Here is a 16809-nt window from a genome sequence, read left to right as displayed (position 1 = left end):
TCAGGACGGGTCCGGGCCCAGGGCGTCGCGGACGGCGGTCAGGATGGAGTCCGTGTCGGCGCCCAGGGCGCGGGCGGAGGCGGTGAAGTCGCGGGCCAGGGTGGCGAGTTGGGGGGCGTGCGGGCGGGCCGGTCCGGGGCGGGGAGCCGCCACCCGGGTGCCCGCGCCCCGGCGGGTGCGGATCAGTTCGGCGGCCTCCAGCTCGCGGTAGGCGCGGGCCACGGTGCCCGGCGAGAGGCCGAGGTCCGTGGCCAGCTGGCGCACGGTCGGCAGCCGTTCACCCTCGGCCAGGCGGCCGGTGACGATCAGCGCGGCGAGCTGCGCGCGGATCTGCTCGTACGGCGGGACCTGGCTGGTGGTGTCGACGCGGACGGCGGGGTCACTCATCGCCGGGGGCCCCGTCCTCGTCCTCGACCGCGCGGGGTGCGACCACGGTGACCAGGGACCAGACGACGGTGAACAGGTTCAGCAGGGCCAGGGGGTAGAACACCCAGAAGGTGATCGCGCCCAGCGTGCCGGCGCAGCCCGTCTCCGTCAGCGCGACGGAGATCATCAGGACGGCGTACAGCTGCTGGCTCGACACCAGCAGGCCCCAGGCCCCGGTGACCGCCCACGCGCGGTCGCGGCGCTGCTGTTCCTCGCCCGGCCCGTGCGCGATGCGGCGCAGGGCCCAGACGCAGGTGGGGGTGGCTATGGCGAGCGCGCCGAACATCGGGAGGCTGTAGTACAGGCCGGGCCACGGGCCGAGGGTCGCGCGCATCCCGTTGCAGGTGATGTCGACGGCCTTCCCGGTGATGAACATCCGGTCGCCGTCGACGGACGCCGTGGCGGCCGTGATCACCAGCAGGGCGACGAGGGAGACCCCCTGGAGGGCGATCAGGGGGCCCATGCGCGGGGGCACATGGTCTCTGACCAGGCGCGGGGCGAGACTCGCCGTGCGCACCGCGTCCTGCGGGCGCAGGGTCAGGGCGTCGGCGAGGAGAACGCCGGCCACGGCGCACAGGCCGAAGGCCGTGAGGCAGAACACGACCCGCTGCTCGAACTCGATGTGTCCGAGCGTGGACAGCTCCTGCGCGACGACCAGACCGATGGCGAGACCGGACCAGCGGGCGTAGTGGTCGGCGTGGTCGAGGAGCCGATGCTGGAGCGGGGCGGTGTCGAGCATGGAAAGATCCCCCCGGATCATCTTGTATCAAGCGGTGGGTACAAGATGCCGTGACCGGGATCTTGTGTCAAACACTCGGTACAAGGTGACGCGGGGGAAGACGGGCTCCGGGCCGAAGAGGTTCCCTCGTGCGCGGAGGGCGTGGTCAGTCGACCGTGATCGAGTCCAGCTGCGCCCGCAGATACGCGTGCGAGTCCACCGGCGGGTACGCCGCCCGCCCGATCGGCGCGGGCACCGACTCCACGACCGTGCCCGGGGTGCACTCGCCGAAGTACACCAGCGACATCAGCTCCTCGGCGGGCTCCTCGGCCGGGGGCGGCAGGACGCGGTGGCGCCCGGAACGCCAGCGGTCACCGGTCCAACGGGCCATCAGGTCACCGATGTTGATCGTGAAGGCGGCCGGGTCGTACGGGGCGTCCTCCCAGCCGCCCTCGTCCGTGTACACCTGGAGCCCGCCCTTCCCGGCCTGCCGGTCGAGGATGGTGACCGTGCCGAAGTCGGTGTGCGGGCCGATCCTGAACTGGCCCGGCACGGGGTCGCCGATGACGTCCGTCCCCGGGTACCAGTTGATGTTGAAGCCGTAGGTGGGGTGGCTCATATGGCGGGAGAAGAAGTCCGGCTCCAGTCCGAGGGCCTCCCCGAGGAGTGAGAGCAGCAGGTTCTCCAGCTCTCCCATCCGCGCCAGGTACTCCTCGCAGAGCGCCCGCAGCTCCGGCACCTCCGTGGGCCACACGTTCGGCGCGTACCACTCCGCGTTCACGACCGGGTCGTCGAACGGCTCGTGCGTCGCGAACGTCAGCGACTCCTTCAGGTCCGGCGGGGTCTCCGTACCCTCGGCGTACCCGTTCGCCTCGGCCCCGGGCCCGAGCCAGCCGCGCCCGCCGACCTTCACCTCGTACGCCTGCTTGGCCTCGACGGGCAGGACGAAGAAGGACCGCGCGGCCTGCCGGATGCGCGTCCGGAGGGCCGGATCGACCCCGTGGCCGGTGACGAGCAGGAAACCGGCGCTCCGCAGTGCCTCGTCGACGGTCCGGGCGATCCTGGCGCGGTCCTCGGGGCCGCCGTCGAGCCAGGGGCGCAGGTCGATGGTGGGGACACGGGGCCTACTCCCCGGTGTCACTGATGTCACTGGCGTCACCGATGTCCTCGTTCCATAGAGCCGGGTGGTGCTCGACGAAGTCGCGCATCAGGGCCACACACTCCGGGTCGTCCAGCACCAGGACCTCCACACCGTGCTCGGCGAGCCAGTCGTGGCCGCCGTGGAAGGTGGTGGCCTCCCCGACCACCACCCGCGAGATCCCGAACTGCCGTACCAGCCCGGAGCAGTACCAGCACGGCGAGAGCGTCGTCACCATCGTCGTACCGCGATACGTCCGCTGCCGGCCCGCCGCGCGGAACGCGGCCGTCTCGGCGTGGAGGGACGGATCACCGTCCTGGACGCGGCGGTTGTGCCCGCGCCCGAGCAGACCGCCGTCCGGTCCGTAGAGCGCGGCCCCGATGGGGATGCCGCCCTCCGCGAGCCCCGCCCGCGCCTCCTCGACGGCGGTGACGAGCCATGTGCGTGCCTGGTCCTGGTCCATGACCTCACTCTGCCCGCGACGGGAGGCGCTCACGTGCGTGGCGCGGATCAGGACGGTGAGATCAGAGCGGCGGGATCAGGGAGCGGGATCAGGGAGCGGGATCAGGCAGGCGGGATCAGGGTGGCGGGAGGAGGGTGCCCAGCGGGCCGAGGTCGAGGTTGAGGTCGTCCAGGGTGAGGTCGTAGCGGTCGCAGAGTTCCGTCATGCGTTCGTGCAGGACCATCAGGGTCATGCCGAGGCGTTCCTCCTGCTCCTCCGTCAGCCCGCCCTTGTCGACGCGGTGCAGGGCCTGGCGCTCCATCAGCTGGCGGAGCAGTTCGACGATGGTGAGGACCAGACGGACGAGGTCCCGCTCGACCGTGTCGGGGTCGGTGCGCAACCGGCGCGCCACGGCTTCGCCCCGGGTCGGGGGTGGCGGGGGGACCTCTTCCGGCCGGGCCGGCAGCAGGGAGAACGCGCGGTGCGCGGCCGCGGACACCTCACGGAGACGGTCGACGTGGGGGCCGCCGTCAGGCAGAGGGCTCGCCATGATCGTCGCCTCCTTCCGCCCCTTCCACGGGCCTCGGCTCGGACAGGGGGAGCGCCCACTGCTCGTCCAACCCTTCGCGGACGGCGACGATCACCGCGCGCAGCGACACCCTTACCAGGTCGATGTCCGCGATGCTCAGGACGAGGTCCCCGGTGAGGACGACACCGCCGCTCAGGAGCCGGTCGAGCAGGTCGATCAGCGCGACCTGCCGTCCACTGATCGGGCGGTCGCGGTCGTCGTACGCGTAGGGCTCGTCGTACGCGGCACGGTCGTCGTGGTCGTCGTGCGCGTCACGGTCGTCGTACGCGTCGTGGTCGCTGTACGCGCTCATCGTGGGCCGGGGCCTTCCTCAGCCACGGTCCTCGTCCTCGTTGCCCTCGGCGCCTTCGCCCTCGCCCTCGCCCTCGTCGTCGACGTTCACGGGCTTGCGCCGCTTGCGCCGGGGCTCCGCCGCCCGGGTCTCCGGACGGGCCTCCTTGCGGCGGACTTCCCTACGCGGGCGCTCCGGGCGCTCCGGGCGCTCGGTCGATCCGCTCGCGGTCAGCGCCGGAGGGGGCTCCTCGACACGTCGGCGCAGCTCCTCCACCTCGGCGCGCAGCCGATCGTTCTCGTCGGCGAGGGAGCGGTGGCCGTCGGAGCGGCGCGCGCGGGAGGAGAGGGCGGGGTCGTGCTCCCACCAGTCGATGCCGATCTCCTTGGCCTTGTCGACCGAGGCCACCAGCAGGCGCAGTTTGATGGTGAGCAGCTCGATGTCGAGAAGGTTGATCTTGATGTCGCCGACGATGACGATGCCCTTGTCGAGCACTCGTTCGAGGATGTCGGCGAGGTTGGCGCTGGAGCCCTGACCGCTGCCGTACGGAGAGGGATTTCGTGACGGCGAGGGCAAGGGGGAGGCTGACTGGGTCACGGCTCACTCGACCTCCTCGCCCTCGACTTGGTCGGCCCCTCGTCCGCCTCCTCGACCTCGGGTTCCCCGTCCTCTTCGTCCTCTTCGTCCTCGTACCCGCCCTCGGGTTCCTGATCCTCGTCGTCCTCGTCCTCGTCCTCGTCGTCCTCGTACTCGTCGGTGTCCTCTTCCTCCTCCCCTTCACCTTCCTCGTCGTCGGTCTCGGCCTCGGCCTCGGGTTCCTCGTCCTCGTCGTACCGGTCCTCCGCGCCCTCCGCGCCGTTCTCCTCTTCCTCCTCGTCCCGCGCCTCGTCGGCCGCCTCGGGCTCCTGGACCTCTCCGTCGCGGATCTCGCCGCGCCAGCCCCCGGTGGCCTCGCCGCGCATCATGACGAACGTGCGGTAGAGCTTCAGGTCGAGGCGGACGCGACGGCCCTGGGACCGGAACAGGCCTCCCACCTTCTCGAAGAGTCCCTTGGGGAAGTACTCGAGGACGAGCAGCACCTTGGTGAGGTTCTCCCCGAGCGGATGGAACGTGACGACGCCCCTGGTCGTCCCCTTGTTGCCCTCGGACGTCCAGGCGATACGCTCGTCGGGCACCTGTTCCGTGGTGGTGCCGCGCCAACTACGGTTGGACTTGGCGACCTTGACGTGCCACTGGGTCGTGACGTCGTCCTTCTGCTCGACGCCGACCACACCCTTGGCGAACCGTTGGAATTCCTCGTACTGCGTCCACTGGTTGTACGCCTCGCGCACCGGGACGCCCACGTCGACGTCCTCGATGATGGCGAACCCCTTGCCGCTGCCGCCCGAGGGATCCTTGCGGTTCCCCTTGCCGACGGCCTCCTTCGCCTTCTCGGTGACGTCCTTGGCCTTGTCGACGACGGTGTCCTTCGCCTTGCCCGCGGCGCCCTTCGCCTTGTCCGTCAGCGCGTCCTTGGCATGGGACGCGGTTGACGTCAGTGTCTCCGCGTTCATATCGCTCAGCTTGCGCGCACCGTCGCCCAGCCCATGCCCGACGTTCTGGAGCATCACCGACATCCGGGCCTCGATGTACTCCTCCAGCTCTTCCTTCAGCCGGCTCGTGCCCCCGTTCACACCGGCCCCCTCGTCCGTCCTGCTGAGGGTTCCGGTACCGGCCGGGCGGCCTTTCGCCGTTCTGCCCTCAGCCATCGTCCTGCCTCCTCGACCGTGAGCCGGATCCGCTCTTGGCGCGGCTCGCCGCAGCGGTCTTCTTCTTCGGGCGCGGTGCGCTCTTCCGGGCCGTGGATCCGCCGCGCTGAGCCGTCGAGCGTCCGCCGCCGCGGCGCGCCGTGGTCCCCGAGCCGGTCTTCCCGGCCGGGCGCTTCCGCCCCTCGGCGGGCTTCTCGTCCTCTTCCGGACCTTCGTCCTCGTCCTCCGCGTCCGCCTCGGCGTCCTCCTTTTCGTCTTCCTCCTCGCCTCCCTGCTCGGGAGCTTCCTCGTCCTCGTCCTCCTCGGCCTCGTCCTCGACCTGGTCCTCGTCGACCTCGTCCTCGGCCTGGTCCTGGTCCTGGTCCTCGGCCTCGTCCTGGTCGCCCTTCCCCTCGGCCCGTTCCCGCAGCCCCGCGGTGCGTTCGTGCAGGGTTCCGGCCAGGCTGTCGGCCTTCGCCGTCAGTACGGAGGTAGCCGCGGCCTTGCCGGCGTCCGTCAGCTCGGAGCGCACCCGCTTGGTGATGTCGCCGAGGAACGGGACGTCGAGCGCGTTGCCCAACTGCCCTGGTTTGACCCGGGATCCGGCCAGCAGCGCGCCGATGCCGAGGGCGAGCTTGGCCTTCTTCGTCCGCCCCAGCAGATAACCGCCGAGGACGGCCGCGCCCATCGTGGCGTTGTTCATGACTCTGCCTCCCTCTGCTGCTGGAGCCGGTAGGCACTGATCTCCTCCAGCCGGTGCAGCAACTCCTCCTCGCGCCGCGTGAACTCGTTCTCGTCGACCTGCCCTTCGATCCGGGCCTGCTCCAGCTTCACGAGCTCCTCCTGGATGGGCCCCGGGTCGTAGTACTCGTCCTCAGCGACCTGTCGCACCTTGTCGACCACCCACCCGACACCCCGCACGGGAGCGAACGGCAACGTCAGAATCGTCCCGACCAGTCCCACCACGACAACACCTCCTCAGAGCGAATCGAACCGAAGGCCGTGGTCGTACGAGGTCATACGAAGCTGTACGGCGGCAGCGGCCCGCGCAGCCGCAGCTCCACCCCCTCTCCCAGGGCCTCGGCCAGCTCTCCTCCGGCCTCGGCGAACTCGTCGGACCTCTCGCCGTCCACCAGGAAGGAGGCGTTCACGAAGTACTGCTGGGACGGTGGGGTGACCTGCTCGGCCAGGGCGTAGGGCCGCAGCGCGGCGAGGGCCTCCTCGCCCAGCGCCTCCTGCCGCCTCTGCACCTCCTGGGCCACGAGTTCGCCGAGCGCGAGACGGTCCTCGTACGTGCCGCCGCCCTCACGGATCGCGTCGTTCAGCTCGCGTGCCTGCGCGGACTCCGTCAGGACGGCGCGCAGGAGGGTGTCCTCGTCCAGTACGCCCTTGACGTTGAACTCCGCGCGTCCGGTGAGTTCGTCGAGCCGCTGGGAGAACTCCTCGGCCTGCTCCTGGAGCAGTCCCTCCACGGCGGCCTCGTCCGGGGCGACGAAGCCGAAGCTCAGCGGCAGGATGGCGCCGTCGGCCCACAGCTGTTCCTGGACCGTGAGGTGGGCCTCCACGTCCCGGCGGCTGACCGAGAGCACCTCGGGGGCCTCGCTGACGACGGCGGTCAGCTCGCCGCTGCTGACGGCGTGCAGTTCGGCGGGGTCCTCTCCGACGCCCTTGACGTGGTCGAGGCCCAGCGGATGCGCCGCCTTGGTGATCGCGTAGACGTACACCGACATCGGCTCGCTCACTCCTCACGGTCTCTGGAGGAACGGCGGCTCGCGCCCCGCTCGGAGCGCACGCGCTGCTTCTCGCGCCCGACGGACTCGCGCTCGCCGTCCCCGCGCCCCTTCTGGAGCGAATCGGTGACGGCCTCGACCGCGCCCGTGAGCGCCCCTTTGCTCTTGCCCCGGGCACCCGCCTCGGTGGTGTCCCCGACGATGTCCGTCAGCTGGGAGGGGGCCTTGCGTCCCGATTCCAGGTCCAGCCGGTTGCACGCCTCCGCGAAGCGCAGATACGTGTCGACACTGGCCACGACGACCCGGGCGTCGATCTTCAGGATCTCGATGCCCACCAGGGAGACCCGTACGAACGCGTCGATGACCAGCCCCCGGTCGAGGACGAGTTCCAGCACGTCGTAGAGGTTTCCCGAGCCACCGCCACCACCACCGGCGGCGGCGCCGCCACCGCTCTGCGGCACCACAGTCACGATCTCTTCCCTTCCGATGCGGGAAGCCGTATGTCAGGGGCTGCGAGCCGTGGCTCAGACGGCGTTGCCGACTGCTCGGCGGCGGCCGTGGCCGCGTCGGCTCAACGGTTGCCCCGGTCGACCTGCGCGCGCGTGTACCGGCGTCCGCGCTCGTACGCCAGCAGCTTGCCCGCGGGATCCAGAACGACCCGGTAGCCGGCCATCACACTGGTCGTCTGCGGGATGCGCTCCAGCTCCAGGACCTCGACCTGGGCCTCCCAGCCCTCGTCGGTCGGCTTCAGCGCGGAAACTGACTCGGGAGCCCGGCCCAGCAATTCGGTGAGCTGCTCGATCGCGCTCCGCATGGCCTCGGGCGCGGAGAGGCGTTCCTCGGCGGGCTCCTGCCGCGGGGAACGGCGCTTCTCCGGCTCGTGACCGTTCGTCATCATCACCTTCTTCCCCTTTGTCCATCATCGACCTCCGGCGCCTCCCATGCCACTCCGGAGCGGGGCCCTCGCGTTCACTCGGTCGTCAGGGTCATGTCGTCAGGGTCGTCAGGGTCGTCAGGTAGGTGTGCAGGTGGCCCGCTCCCTCCAGCATCGCCGCCGTGCGGGAGGTCAGCGCGGTGTGGCGGGTGGTGATCGCGGAGCGCAGGGCCCCGGTGCCGCCCTCCCGGCGGAGGTCTTCGAGGACGGGGCGGATGTGGTCGAGGAGGTAGTGGTTGCGGCGGAGGGCGAGGATGAAGCGGGCATCGCGTACCTCGTCGGGCGCGTAGTGGCGGTAACCGGTGCCGCGTGCGCGGCGGGGGGAGAGGAGCCCGGCGGCCTCCCAGACGCGGAGCGTGGACGTCCGCACGCCGAGCAGCGCGGCGACCTCGCCGATCAGCAGGTCGGTGCCGGGTACGTCCTCCTCGGGCGGCTCCCCGGCCAGCGTCTCCAACGCCTCGCGCGTCGCCCGCAACGACACCCGCTCCGCGTGCAGCGCCGCGTGCGCCTCGTCCACCAGCGCCAGCGCTCCCGGTACGTCCCCCTCGTGCACGGTCCGCATGATCCGCGTCGCCACGACCGCCCCGTACCCCTTCGACAGCGCCCGGTACGTCAGCAGCGCCCGCCGGTGCGCGTCCCCGAAGACCCGGTACCCCGAGTCCGTACGCGGCACGGGCGGCAGCACCCCGGCCTCCTCGTAGTTGCGGATCTGCTGCGTGGAGACCCCGGAGAGCCGGGCGAGGTCGACGGGGCGCAGGCGGGCGGGGGCGCTGGAAGGCGGTCCGGGTTCAGGCATCGGGTGGAAGGCTAGGGCGGTTCGGGGCCCCACCCATGAGGAGGGGCCATGGAATACATCACGACCTTGCTCAGCGGGGGGCGCAGCTGCTGTCCGAACTGAACGGGGCGCTCTTCCGCGTGGCTGCCAAGATCTCCGGTGTACGGGTCGTCGAGAAGGCGGAGGACGCCGTGGGCCGTGAGGGTGTCGGTCTGGCCTTCGGCGAGGTCGACCACCCTGATGTGTGGGACTTCGACAGGGAGAGCCTCAAATACATGGGCTCGGACGACGAGGCCCTTCTGGAGGTCGGGTCGTCGACAAGAAGGGCCGGGAGCTGACCGACTGACGCCGGACGACTGATGCCGGACGACTGATGCCGGACGATCGGCGGCCGCCGGTCCACGGCGGTCCGACGGCTGACCGACGACGACCGCTACGCCTCCTCGCCGTCCTTCTTCTCCTTCTCCTTCTTCTCCCGCTTCTCGCCCTGCACGCCCTTCTCGCCGCTCTCCTCCTCCTGCCGCTTCAGCTCCTCCTCGCGGCGGCGCAGGTCGGCCTCCCAGCTCTTCAGCAGCGACTCGTCCTTCTTGTTGCCCTCGGCGAGCGACTTCAGGAACTCGGGGTTGTCGTCGGGCGCGACGTACTGCGTGCGGTGGTTGCGGTGCCACTCCGAGGGCGTGCGACCACCGGTGGGCGCGTTGCGGAGCTTGCCGGCGGCGAGCCAGGCGATCGGTCCCACGATCCAGAAGAGCAGGATGATGAAGACCCACGCGATCTTCGGCAGGTGCTTCGCCTCGTCCTCGGGGGTGTTGAGGCAGTCGATGAACGCGTAGATGGTCAGCGCCAACGGCACGAGGTACATCAACAGCCTGAGCATGGAACAGCCCCCTGGAAGCGGTGGCGGGGCCGTGCGCCGGACCCCGGACGTGACGGCGGGGCCGTGCACCGGGCCCCGTGACGGGGTCAGGGTAGCCCCTCGGGGATACTGGACCCCATGGCTTACGACGATCTTCGCTCCCTGCTCCGCGCACTGGAGCGCGAGGGCGATCTCAAGCGCATCAAGGCCGAAGTCGACCCCTACCTGGAGGTCGGGGAGATCGTCGACCGGGTCAACAAGGCCGGCGGCCCCGCCCTGCTCTTCGAGAACGTGAAGGGCTCCGCGATGCCCCTCGCGATGAACGTCTTCGGCACCGACCGCCGCCTGCTGAAGGCCCTCGGTCTGAAGTCGTACGGCGAGATCAGCGAGAAGATCGGCGGCCTGCTCAAGCCCGAACTGCCCCAGGGCTTCGTGGGCGTGCGCGAGGCGTTCGGCAAGCTCGGCGCGATGACCCACGTCCCGCCGAAGAAGGTGAAGCCGGACAGCGCGCCCGTGCAGGAGGTGGTCCTCCAGGGCGACGACGTCGATCTGGACCAGCTGCCCGCGCTGTTCACCTGGCCCAAGGACGGCGGCTCCTTCTTCAACCTGGGGCTCACCCACACCAAGCACCCCGAGACCGGCGTACGCAACCTCGGCCTGTACCGCCTCCAGCGCCACGACAAGCGCACCATCGGTATGCACTGGCAGATCCACAAGGACAGCCGCAACCACTACCAGGTGGCCACCAAGCGCGGCGAACGCCTGCCGGTCGCCATCGCCTTCGGGTGCCCGCCCGCAGTGACCTACGCCTCCACCGCGCCGCTCCCCGGTGACATCGACGAGTACCTGTTCGCCGGGTTCGTCGCGGGCAAGCGGATCGAGATGGTCGACTGCAAGACGGTGCCGTTGCAGGTGCCGGCGAACGCCGAGGTCGTGATCGAGGGCTGGCTGGAGCCCGGCGAGATGCTCCCCGAGGGGCCCTTCGGCGACCACACCGGCTTCTACACCCCGCAGGAACCGTTCCCCGCCCTGAAGATCGACTGTGTGACGATGCGGAAGCGGCCGCTGCTCCAGTCGATCGTCGTCGGCCGCCCACCGACGGAGGACGGACCGCTGGGCCGCGCGACGGAACGCTTCTTCCTCCCGCTCCTCAAGATCATCGTTCCGGACATCGTGGACTACCACCTCCCCGAGGCGGGCGGCTTCCACAACTGCGCGATCATCTCGATCGAGAAGAAGTACCCCAAGCACGCGCAGAAGGTCATGCACGCGATCTGGGGCGCCCACATGATGTCCCTGACCAAGCTCATCGTGGTCGTGGACTCCGACTGCGACGTCCACGACCTCCACGAGGTCGCCTGGCGGGCGCTCGGCAACACCGACTACTCCCGCGACCTCTCGATCGTCGAGGGTCCGGTGGACCATCTGGACCACGCCTCCTACCAGCAGTTCTGGGGCGGCAAGGCGGGCATCGACGCCACCAGGAAGTGGATCGAGGAGGGCTACACCCGGGACGGGGGCTGGCCCGACATGGTCGAGTCCGACCCGGCCACGGCGGCGCTCGTCGACCGCCGCTGGAAGGAGTACGGCCTGTGACCAGCGCGTCGGCGGCCATCCCGCAGCAACCGGGCCGTACCAAGGCGTTCCTCCGCCTCGTGATGATCGAACACTCGATCTTCGCGCTGCCCTTCGCGTACATCGCCGCGCTCACGGCCATGTTCCGGCTGGACGGCAACATCCACTGGGTCCGGCTGCTCCTGGTCACCATCTGCATGGTGGGCCTGCGCACCTTCGCGATGGCGGTCAACCGGATCATCGACCGCGAGATCGACGCGCGGAACCCGCGCACGGCCCACCGTGAGCTGGTCACCGGCGCGATGTCGGTCAAGCACGCGTGGACCGGCGCCCTCATCGCGGTCGTGATCTTCCTCGGCTCCGCGGCGCTGCTGAACCCGCTCTGCCTCGCCCTGGCCCCGGTCGCCGTGATCCCGATGGTGGTCTACCCCTACGGCAAGCGGTTCACGAACTACCCGCAGGCCATCCTCGGTCTCGCCCAGGCCATGGGCCCGGTCGGCGGCTGGCTCGCCATCACGGGGGAGTGGTCCTGGGAGGCGGTCGTCCTCGGCCTCGCGGTCGGCATCTGGATCGGCGGCTTCGACCTCATCTACGCCTGCCAGGACGTCGAATCCGACCGCGAGTCCGGCGTCCTGTCGGTCCCGGCCCGGTTCGGCATCCCGGCGGCGATCTGGGCGGCGCGGGTCTGCCACGTACTGACGACGGCGCTGTTCGTCTGGTACGCGGTGCTGACGGACGCGGGCGCGTTCCTGTGGCTGGGCCTCGCGATCGTCGCGGGCGCGTTCGTGTACGAGCACACGATCGTCCGCCCGCACGACCTGTCGAGGTTGAACCGCGCGTTCTTCTCCGTCAACGGGTTCATCGGCATTGCCCTGTTCGTGTGCGCGCTGCTGGATCTTCTGGTTCGGGGTCTGACCCTCTGATTACCGTCGGCCTACCATCGAGGGCAGGACCCCAGGGAGGCCAGCGTGACCGTCTCGGGCATTGACCGCCTGCACTCGCAGCTCAGCAGGCTGGAGGACATGTTCCCCGGCTATCTGACGGAGATTGTCGAGGGCAGCATCGTGATGAACCCGGTCAGGCCGTTCCACGGGAAGACGATCCTGAGGGTGTCGACGGACCTGGAGGAGCAGCTTCCGCCGGACTGGGCGCTGGTGAGCGATGTGGCGTTCCCCTTCGACGATGCCAACGAGTTCTGCCCGGACATCGCGGTCATCCCGGCGGAGGCGGAGGCGGAGAACCGCAGTGCGTATCCCGCCGATCTGATCGAGTTCGTGGCTGAAGTGGTGTCGCCGGAGAGCATCCGCCGCGACTACGAGATCAAGCCTCGCTGGTACGCCTCCCGCGGCATCACCCACTACGTGATCCTGGATCCGCTCAAGGGCCACGCCGTCATGATGTGGAACCCCGGCCCCGACGGCTACCAGGGCCGCGACACCATTCCCTACGGCCCTGACCTGACCCTCGACACCCCCCTGGGCAAGCTCACCATCGCCACCGGCCGTCTCCCCGTGGACCCGAAGACGCGCCCTACGACGTGAGCGCCGTGCGGGATGGGCGCCGCCGGAACACGAACGCCGCCACCACGCCCGTCACCAGCCCGATCAGATGCCCCTGCCAGCTGACCCCGGCCGCGGTGGGGGCGATACCGCCGAGGATCGCGCCGCCCCACACGGCCGCGACCAGGACACCCACCGCCACCCCCAGCAGCCGACGCTCGACGAAGCCGGTGACGACGAGGAACCCGAAAAGCCCGAAGACGATGCCGGAGGCACCGGCGGTGTTGGTGTGGTCGGGGGACATGAGCCAGACCCCCAGCCCGTCCGCGACGATGATCAGCGCGCAGACGGCGGCGAAGCGGCGCAGTCCGCCCAGCGCCGCGAGGAACCCCAGCACCAGCAGCGGCACGCTGTTCGCCGCGACATGGCCGAAGCCGAAGTGGATGAACGAGGCGGGCACGACATCGACCAGCTCCGGCACCGAACGCGGCACGATCCCGAAGTCGTCCAGGGCATGGTCGGTCGCCACGTCCACGACCTCCAGGATCCACAGCAGCGCCACCCAGCCCACCATCAGCTTGGCCGCCGCCTTCGCGCGGTCCCCGCGCGACCACTCCCGCTCGGGACCCAGCGTCCCCCGCACTCCACCTGCCATGTCGAACCCCCGTCCGGACCTCACACGTCCCTGATGGAAACGGCCGGGCCCCCTTGACCGGTTCCCGCCGCGCGGCGCCGGATAGGCTCGGGGTCGTGAACCCAGTCAAGCCAGGGAAGACGCCGCGTACGCCTTGGATCGTAGGGGTGTCCGGCGCATCCGGCACCCCATACGCCGCGGCTGTGCTGCGTGCGCTCCTCGCCGCCGGCGAGAGTGTCGACCTCGTGGTGTCCCGGGCCTCGCGGCTGACCCTGCTCGACGAGACGGGGATCTCCTACCGGGACGCACACTGGCGCGACGACCTGCGGGAATGGCTGTCCCGTGGGGCGGACGGCAAGCCCGGCACGTTCGCGGTGGACCTCGACGGCGAAGACGGCGACCGGGTACGGCACTGGAGCCCCGGCGACCTGGCCGCCGGACCGTCCTCGGGCTCGTACCCCGTCAAGGGGATGCTGATCGTCCCCGCGTCGACGGCGTGCGTCGCGGGCGTGGCCCTCGGGCTCTCCAAGGACCTGCTGCAGCGGGCGGCGAGCGTGACCCTCAAGGAGGGCCGGCGGCTCGTCGTCGCCGTACGCGAGACCCCGTTGAACGGGCAGACCCTGCGCCACCTGGTGACCCTGGACGAGGCGGGCGCGACCGTACTGCCCGCGTCGCCGGCGTTCTACGCCGGGGCCACGCACATCCAGGACCTGGTGGACTTCGTCGCCGGACGGGCGCTGGACGCGGCGGGCGTCCCACACACCCTGTACCGGCGCTGGGAGGGCGAGGTGGGCGGGGCGCGCGCTTCCGGTGCGACCGACTGAGCCCTACGCGCTCACCCCGGCCCGCACCGCACTGGTCCCCCGCTTCTCGTACCACTGACCAGTGACCACTGACCAGTGACCAGTGACCACTGACCAACCAAGCAGCACCCACAACTCAACTCTTCAGCGGAAGGCAACCGATCGCATGGACGCGGTGGACAGGCAGCTCATCCAGGCCCTGAGGGAGAACGGCCGGGCCTCCTACGCGGAGCTGGGACGCCTCGTCGGACTGTCGGGACCCAGTGTCACCGACCGCATCAACCGGCTGGAGGCGGCCGGTGTCATCACCGGCTATCGCGCCACCGTGAACGCGGCCTCCCTCGGCCTCGGTGTGACCGCGCTCATCGGCATCTCGCTCTCCGACGCGGCCGACCACGAGGACGTGGCGAACCGGCTGCGGGACCTGGCCGAGATCGAGGACTGCTGGTTCATCGCGGGCGACGACTCGTTCATGCTCAAGGTGCGCGCCCCCGACGTCGACGGCTTGGAGAAGACCATCCGCCGACTCTCCGGCACCAAGGGCGTCTCCCGCACCCGTACGACGATCGTGCTCTCCACGAAGTGGGAGAACCGGGTGGGTGAGCTGCCGGAGGAGGAGCAGTAGGGCAGGGGACGTAGGGTTGACGAGGTCTTCGAGGCAGGCAGGCAGGTCGGTCGGTGAAAGGTGTGGGCATGGACGTCGGGCTCAAGCGCGAGCTGGAGGAGAAGGTCCGCTCCGGTGAGCGGCTGACCCGCGAGGACGGCATCGCGCTGTACGCGTCGGACGACCTGGCCTGGCTGGGCGGTCTGGCGCACGAGGTGCGGACGCGGAAGAACGGCGACGTCGTCCACTTCAACGTCAACCGCCACCTCAACATGACCAACGTGTGCACCGCCTCCTGCGCGTACTGCTCCTTCCAGCGCAAGCCGGGGGAGAAGGACGCGTACACGATGCGCATCGAGGAGGCGGTGAAGCTCGCCAAGGCGATGGAGGGCGAGAACCTCACCGAACTGCACATCGTCAACGGCCTGCACCCGAACCTCCCGTGGCGCTACTACCCCCGCTCCCTGAAGGAACTGAAGGCCGCCCTCCCGAACGTCTCGCTGAAGGCCTTCACGGCCACGGAGATCCACCACTTCGAGACGATCAGCGGTCTGACGGCGTCGGAGATCCTCGACGAACTGATCGACGCGGGCCTCGAATCCCTCACGGGCGGCGGCGCGGAGATCTTCGACTGGGAGGTCCGCCAGCACATCGTGGACCACCGCACCCACTGGGAGGACTGGTCGCGGATCCACCGCCTGGCGCACGAGAAGGGCCTCAAGACCCCGTGCACCATGCTCTACGGCCACATCGAGGAGCCGCGTCACCGGGTCGACCACGTCCTGCGCCTGCGTGAACTCCAGGACGAGACGAACGGCTTCCAGGTCTTCATCCCCCTGCGCTACCAGCACGACTTCGTGGACATGCAGGACGGCAAGGTGCGCAACCGCCTCCAGGCCCGCACCCAGATGGCGACCGGCGCGGAGGCCCTGAAGACCTTCGCGGTCTCCCGGCTGCTGTTCGACAACGTCCCCCACGTCAAGGTCTTCTGGGTCATGCACGGCGTCCAGACCGCGCAACTGGCGCTCCAGCACGGCGCCGACGACATGGACGGCTCGGTCGTCGAATACAAGATCACCCACGACGCGGACAACTACGGCACACCGAACAAACTGACCCGCGAGGACCTCCTGGACCTCATCAGGGACGCCGGCTTCCGACCGGTGGAGCGGAACACGCGGTACGAGATCATCCGAGAGTACGAGGGCCCGGACCCGGCGCGCCGGGAGTCCCCGCAGCCGATGCGGGTCTGAGGGGGCGGTTGTGCGGGCGCGGGTGCGTGGGGGCTGGTCGCCGCACTTCCCCGCGCCCCTGAAAGGCCTACGGCCCTTTCGGCCCGAAAACGCAGGGGCGCAGCCCCGCTTTTTCAGGGGCGCGGGGAACTGCGCGACCAGCCCCCACCGGACCCGCGGATGGGGGTCAAAGGGGCGCAGCCCCTTGAGGAGGGGACGGGCAGGGGCGGCGGGGGTGAATCCCCCTTGAGGCGAGCCGCACGTAATGACTACGGTCACCCCATGCCCCTTACGTTCCACCTGGATCCACCCCTCACCCCCACGCTCCACGACGGCATCCTCACCCTCTGGACAGACGTCACCAACGCCGACGGAGCCGTCGGCTTCGTCCCCCCGGTCACCCGCGAAGCGATCCGCCCGGAACTCCTCAGACACCTCACCGCCATGGCCGAAGGCAGACACCGCCTCCTCCTCGGCCTGGACGACACCGGCACCCCCGCCGCCACCGCCTTCTTCAGCTTCAACACCCACCGCCTGATGACCCACTGGGTCTGGCTCTACACGGTGATGGTCCACCCGTCCCACCAGGGCAAGGGCTACGGCCGCGACCTCATGAGGGCCGCGGAGACCGCGGCCCGCGGCTTCGACGGCATAGACGCCATCCGCCTCAACTGCCGAGGCGGCCTCGGCCTGGAGCACTTCTACGCCTCCTGCGGCTACAAGGAGGTCGGCCGAGTCCCCGGCGCCATACGGGTGGCCCCCGACGACCACCGCGACGACATCACGATGCTCCTGTCCCTCGGCTGAGGCGCGCCCCGAGGGGCCGGTGCGCGCCCGCACCCCCCTGCAAGATCGC

The 16809-nt window shown here is 70.1% G+C and carries 24 protein-coding genes; 8 read left to right on the top strand and 16 right to left on the bottom strand.

Features of this window, described 5'->3' with window-relative positions; translation table 11 throughout:
- The 14 genes from K1J60_RS18090 to K1J60_RS18025 form a co-directional block, all read right to left on the bottom strand.
- Nucleotides 1–387, bottom strand: a complete 387-nt coding sequence (locus K1J60_RS18090; protein ID WP_220647104.1) for a GntR family transcriptional regulator — start codon at nucleotides 385–387, stop codon at nucleotides 1–3.
- The gene (locus K1J60_RS18085; RefSeq protein ID WP_259407774.1) at nucleotides 380–1165 is read right to left on the bottom strand and encodes a hypothetical protein; all 786 of its coding nucleotides are present in this window, start codon (nucleotides 1163–1165) and stop codon (nucleotides 380–382) included. The genes K1J60_RS18090 and K1J60_RS18085 overlap by 8 nt, the downstream gene beginning before the upstream one ends.
- A gap of 145 nt (nucleotides 1166–1310) precedes the next feature.
- On the bottom strand, nucleotides 1311–2285 hold the full coding sequence (locus K1J60_RS18080) for an isopenicillin N synthase family dioxygenase (RefSeq protein ID WP_220647102.1): 975 nt from the start codon (nucleotides 2283–2285) through the stop codon (nucleotides 1311–1313).
- Nucleotides 2269–2745, bottom strand: coding sequence for a nucleoside deaminase (locus K1J60_RS18075; RefSeq protein WP_220647101.1), 477 nt, complete (start codon nucleotides 2743–2745; stop codon nucleotides 2269–2271). The genes K1J60_RS18080 and K1J60_RS18075 overlap by 17 nt, the downstream gene beginning before the upstream one ends.
- A gap of 115 nt (nucleotides 2746–2860) precedes the next feature.
- Nucleotides 2861–3274, bottom strand: a complete 414-nt coding sequence (locus K1J60_RS18070; protein WP_220647100.1) for a gas vesicle protein K — start codon at nucleotides 3272–3274, stop codon at nucleotides 2861–2863.
- On the bottom strand, nucleotides 3255–3494 hold the full coding sequence (locus K1J60_RS18065) for a gas vesicle protein (RefSeq protein WP_220651527.1): 240 nt from the start codon (nucleotides 3492–3494) through the stop codon (nucleotides 3255–3257). Before K1J60_RS18065 ends, K1J60_RS18070 begins: the two co-directional genes overlap by 20 nt.
- Before the next feature lie 129 nt (nucleotides 3495–3623).
- Entirely contained in the window at nucleotides 3624–4181 is a 558-nt protein-coding gene (locus K1J60_RS18060) for a gas vesicle protein (RefSeq protein WP_220647099.1), read from the bottom strand.
- Nucleotides 4178–5332 (bottom strand): SRPBCC family protein, encoded by a 1155-nt coding sequence (locus tag K1J60_RS18055; protein WP_220647098.1) that lies wholly within the window; start codon nucleotides 5330–5332, stop codon nucleotides 4178–4180. The genes K1J60_RS18060 and K1J60_RS18055 overlap by 4 nt, the downstream gene beginning before the upstream one ends.
- Nucleotides 5325–6014, bottom strand: coding sequence for an ABC transporter substrate-binding protein (locus K1J60_RS18050; protein ID WP_220647097.1), 690 nt, complete (start codon nucleotides 6012–6014; stop codon nucleotides 5325–5327). Before K1J60_RS18050 ends, K1J60_RS18055 begins: the two co-directional genes overlap by 8 nt.
- Complete coding sequence (locus K1J60_RS18045) at nucleotides 6011–6277, bottom strand: gas vesicle protein GvpG (protein WP_398683248.1); 267 nt, start codon at nucleotides 6275–6277, stop codon at nucleotides 6011–6013. Before K1J60_RS18045 ends, K1J60_RS18050 begins: the two co-directional genes overlap by 4 nt.
- A 50-nt stretch (nucleotides 6278–6327) precedes the next feature.
- Complete coding sequence (locus tag K1J60_RS18040) at nucleotides 6328–7041, bottom strand: GvpL/GvpF family gas vesicle protein (RefSeq protein ID WP_220647096.1); 714 nt, start codon at nucleotides 7039–7041, stop codon at nucleotides 6328–6330.
- 8 nt (nucleotides 7042–7049) lie between these two features.
- Nucleotides 7050–7511, bottom strand: coding sequence for a gas vesicle structural protein GvpA (locus K1J60_RS18035; protein ID WP_220647095.1), 462 nt, complete (start codon nucleotides 7509–7511; stop codon nucleotides 7050–7052).
- Between the two features lie 101 nt (nucleotides 7512–7612).
- The gene (locus K1J60_RS18030; protein WP_220651525.1) at nucleotides 7613–7936 is read right to left on the bottom strand and encodes a gas vesicle protein GvpO; all 324 of its coding nucleotides are present in this window, start codon (nucleotides 7934–7936) and stop codon (nucleotides 7613–7615) included.
- 91 nt (nucleotides 7937–8027) lie between these two features.
- Nucleotides 8028–8771 (bottom strand): MerR family transcriptional regulator, encoded by a 744-nt coding sequence (locus K1J60_RS18025; protein WP_220647094.1) that lies wholly within the window; start codon nucleotides 8769–8771, stop codon nucleotides 8028–8030.
- A gap of 119 nt (nucleotides 8772–8890) precedes the next feature.
- Between K1J60_RS18025 and K1J60_RS18020 the strand changes: the two genes are divergently transcribed.
- On the top strand, nucleotides 8891–9088 hold the full coding sequence (locus tag K1J60_RS18020; RefSeq protein WP_220647093.1) for a hypothetical protein: 198 nt from the start codon (nucleotides 8891–8893) through the stop codon (nucleotides 9086–9088).
- A 95-nt stretch (nucleotides 9089–9183) separates the two neighbouring features.
- Here K1J60_RS18020 and K1J60_RS18015 read toward each other — a convergent pair whose 3' ends face one another.
- Entirely contained in the window at nucleotides 9184–9627 is a 444-nt protein-coding gene (locus K1J60_RS18015) for a PLD nuclease N-terminal domain-containing protein (RefSeq protein ID WP_220647092.1), read from the bottom strand.
- A 117-nt stretch (nucleotides 9628–9744) separates the two neighbouring features.
- Between K1J60_RS18015 and K1J60_RS18010 the strand changes: the two genes are divergently transcribed.
- Genes K1J60_RS18010 through K1J60_RS18000 form a run of 3 tightly spaced genes read left to right on the top strand, consistent with a single transcriptional unit; the run spans nucleotide 9745 to nucleotide 12722 of the window.
- Nucleotides 9745–11202 (top strand): menaquinone biosynthesis decarboxylase, encoded by a 1458-nt coding sequence (locus K1J60_RS18010; RefSeq protein WP_220647091.1) that lies wholly within the window; start codon nucleotides 9745–9747, stop codon nucleotides 11200–11202.
- Complete coding sequence (gene mqnP, locus K1J60_RS18005) at nucleotides 11199–12104, top strand: menaquinone biosynthesis prenyltransferase MqnP (RefSeq protein ID WP_220647090.1); 906 nt, start codon at nucleotides 11199–11201, stop codon at nucleotides 12102–12104. Before K1J60_RS18010 ends, mqnP begins: the two co-directional genes overlap by 4 nt.
- Nucleotides 12105–12149: 45 nt before the next feature.
- Nucleotides 12150–12722 (top strand): Uma2 family endonuclease, encoded by a 573-nt coding sequence (locus tag K1J60_RS18000; RefSeq protein ID WP_220647089.1) that lies wholly within the window; start codon nucleotides 12150–12152, stop codon nucleotides 12720–12722.
- On the opposite strand, the gene K1J60_RS17995 is transcribed toward K1J60_RS18000, so the two are convergent.
- Nucleotides 12712–13335: a rhomboid family intramembrane serine protease gene (locus K1J60_RS17995; protein ID WP_220647088.1), complete on the bottom strand. Its 624-nt coding sequence runs from the start codon at nucleotides 13333–13335 to the stop codon at nucleotides 12712–12714. The genes K1J60_RS18000 and K1J60_RS17995 overlap by 11 nt on opposite strands.
- A 95-nt stretch (nucleotides 13336–13430) precedes the next feature.
- On the opposite strand from K1J60_RS17995, the gene K1J60_RS17990 reads away from it, so the two are divergent.
- The 4 genes from K1J60_RS17990 (at nucleotide 13431) to K1J60_RS17975 (ending at nucleotide 16760) form a co-directional block, all read left to right on the top strand.
- Nucleotides 13431–14138, top strand: coding sequence for a UbiX family flavin prenyltransferase (locus K1J60_RS17990; RefSeq protein ID WP_220647087.1), 708 nt, complete (start codon nucleotides 13431–13433; stop codon nucleotides 14136–14138).
- Between the two features lie 145 nt (nucleotides 14139–14283).
- On the top strand, nucleotides 14284–14742 hold the full coding sequence (locus K1J60_RS17985) for an Lrp/AsnC family transcriptional regulator (RefSeq protein ID WP_033532787.1): 459 nt from the start codon (nucleotides 14284–14286) through the stop codon (nucleotides 14740–14742).
- A 68-nt stretch (nucleotides 14743–14810) separates the two neighbouring features.
- A complete protein-coding gene (mqnE, locus tag K1J60_RS17980) occupies nucleotides 14811–15974 on the top strand; it encodes an aminofutalosine synthase MqnE (RefSeq protein WP_033532788.1) in 1164 nt (387 codons plus the stop codon).
- A 261-nt stretch (nucleotides 15975–16235) separates the two neighbouring features.
- The gene (locus tag K1J60_RS17975) at nucleotides 16236–16760 is read left to right on the top strand and encodes a GNAT family N-acetyltransferase (protein ID WP_220647086.1); all 525 of its coding nucleotides are present in this window, start codon (nucleotides 16236–16238) and stop codon (nucleotides 16758–16760) included.
- Nucleotides 16761–16809: the final 49 nt, after the last annotated feature.

Origin of the sequence: Streptomyces akebiae (assembly GCF_019599145.1) — a bacterium.
Lineage (GTDB): Bacteria > Actinomycetota > Actinomycetes > Streptomycetales > Streptomycetaceae > Streptomyces > Streptomyces akebiae.
The sequence above is the reverse complement of the archived record's forward strand: the minus strand, read 5'-3'. Positions and strand labels throughout refer to the sequence as shown.

Excerpts from the sequence above, each read along its gene's own strand:
- K1J60_RS18090 (WP_220647104.1), bottom strand. The coding sequence starts at position 387 with ATGAGTGACCCCGCCGTCCGCGTCGACACCACCAGCCAGGTCCCGCCG.
- K1J60_RS18085 (WP_259407774.1), bottom strand. The coding sequence starts at position 1,165 with ATGCTCGACACCGCCCCGCTCCAGCATCGGCTCCTCGACCACGCCGAC.
- K1J60_RS18075 (WP_220647101.1), bottom strand. The coding sequence starts at position 2,745 with ATGGACCAGGACCAGGCACGCACATGGCTCGTCACCGCCGTCGAGGAG.
- K1J60_RS18070 (WP_220647100.1), bottom strand. The coding sequence starts at position 3,274 with ATGGCGAGCCCTCTGCCTGACGGCGGCCCCCACGTCGACCGTCTCCGT.
- K1J60_RS18055 (WP_220647098.1), bottom strand. The coding sequence starts at position 5,332 with ATGGCTGAGGGCAGAACGGCGAAAGGCCGCCCGGCCGGTACCGGAACC.
- K1J60_RS18050 (WP_220647097.1), bottom strand. The coding sequence starts at position 6,014 with ATGAACAACGCCACGATGGGCGCGGCCGTCCTCGGCGGTTATCTGCTG.
- K1J60_RS18040 (WP_220647096.1), bottom strand. The coding sequence starts at position 7,041 with ATGTCGGTGTACGTCTACGCGATCACCAAGGCGGCGCATCCGCTGGGC.
- K1J60_RS18030 (WP_220651525.1), bottom strand. The coding sequence starts at position 7,936 with ATGACGAACGGTCACGAGCCGGAGAAGCGCCGTTCCCCGCGGCAGGAG.
- K1J60_RS18025 (WP_220647094.1), bottom strand. The coding sequence starts at position 8,771 with ATGCCTGAACCCGGACCGCCTTCCAGCGCCCCCGCCCGCCTGCGCCCC.
- K1J60_RS18015 (WP_220647092.1), bottom strand. The coding sequence starts at position 9,627 with ATGCTCAGGCTGTTGATGTACCTCGTGCCGTTGGCGCTGACCATCTAC.
- K1J60_RS18010 (WP_220647091.1), top strand. The coding sequence starts at position 9,745 with ATGGCTTACGACGATCTTCGCTCCCTGCTCCGCGCACTGGAGCGCGAG.
- K1J60_RS17995 (WP_220647088.1), bottom strand. The coding sequence starts at position 13,335 with ATGGCAGGTGGAGTGCGGGGGACGCTGGGTCCCGAGCGGGAGTGGTCG.
- K1J60_RS17985 (WP_033532787.1), top strand. The coding sequence starts at position 14,284 with ATGGACGCGGTGGACAGGCAGCTCATCCAGGCCCTGAGGGAGAACGGC.
- mqnE (WP_033532788.1), top strand. The coding sequence starts at position 14,811 with ATGGACGTCGGGCTCAAGCGCGAGCTGGAGGAGAAGGTCCGCTCCGGT.
- K1J60_RS17975 (WP_220647086.1), top strand. The coding sequence starts at position 16,236 with ATGCCCCTTACGTTCCACCTGGATCCACCCCTCACCCCCACGCTCCAC.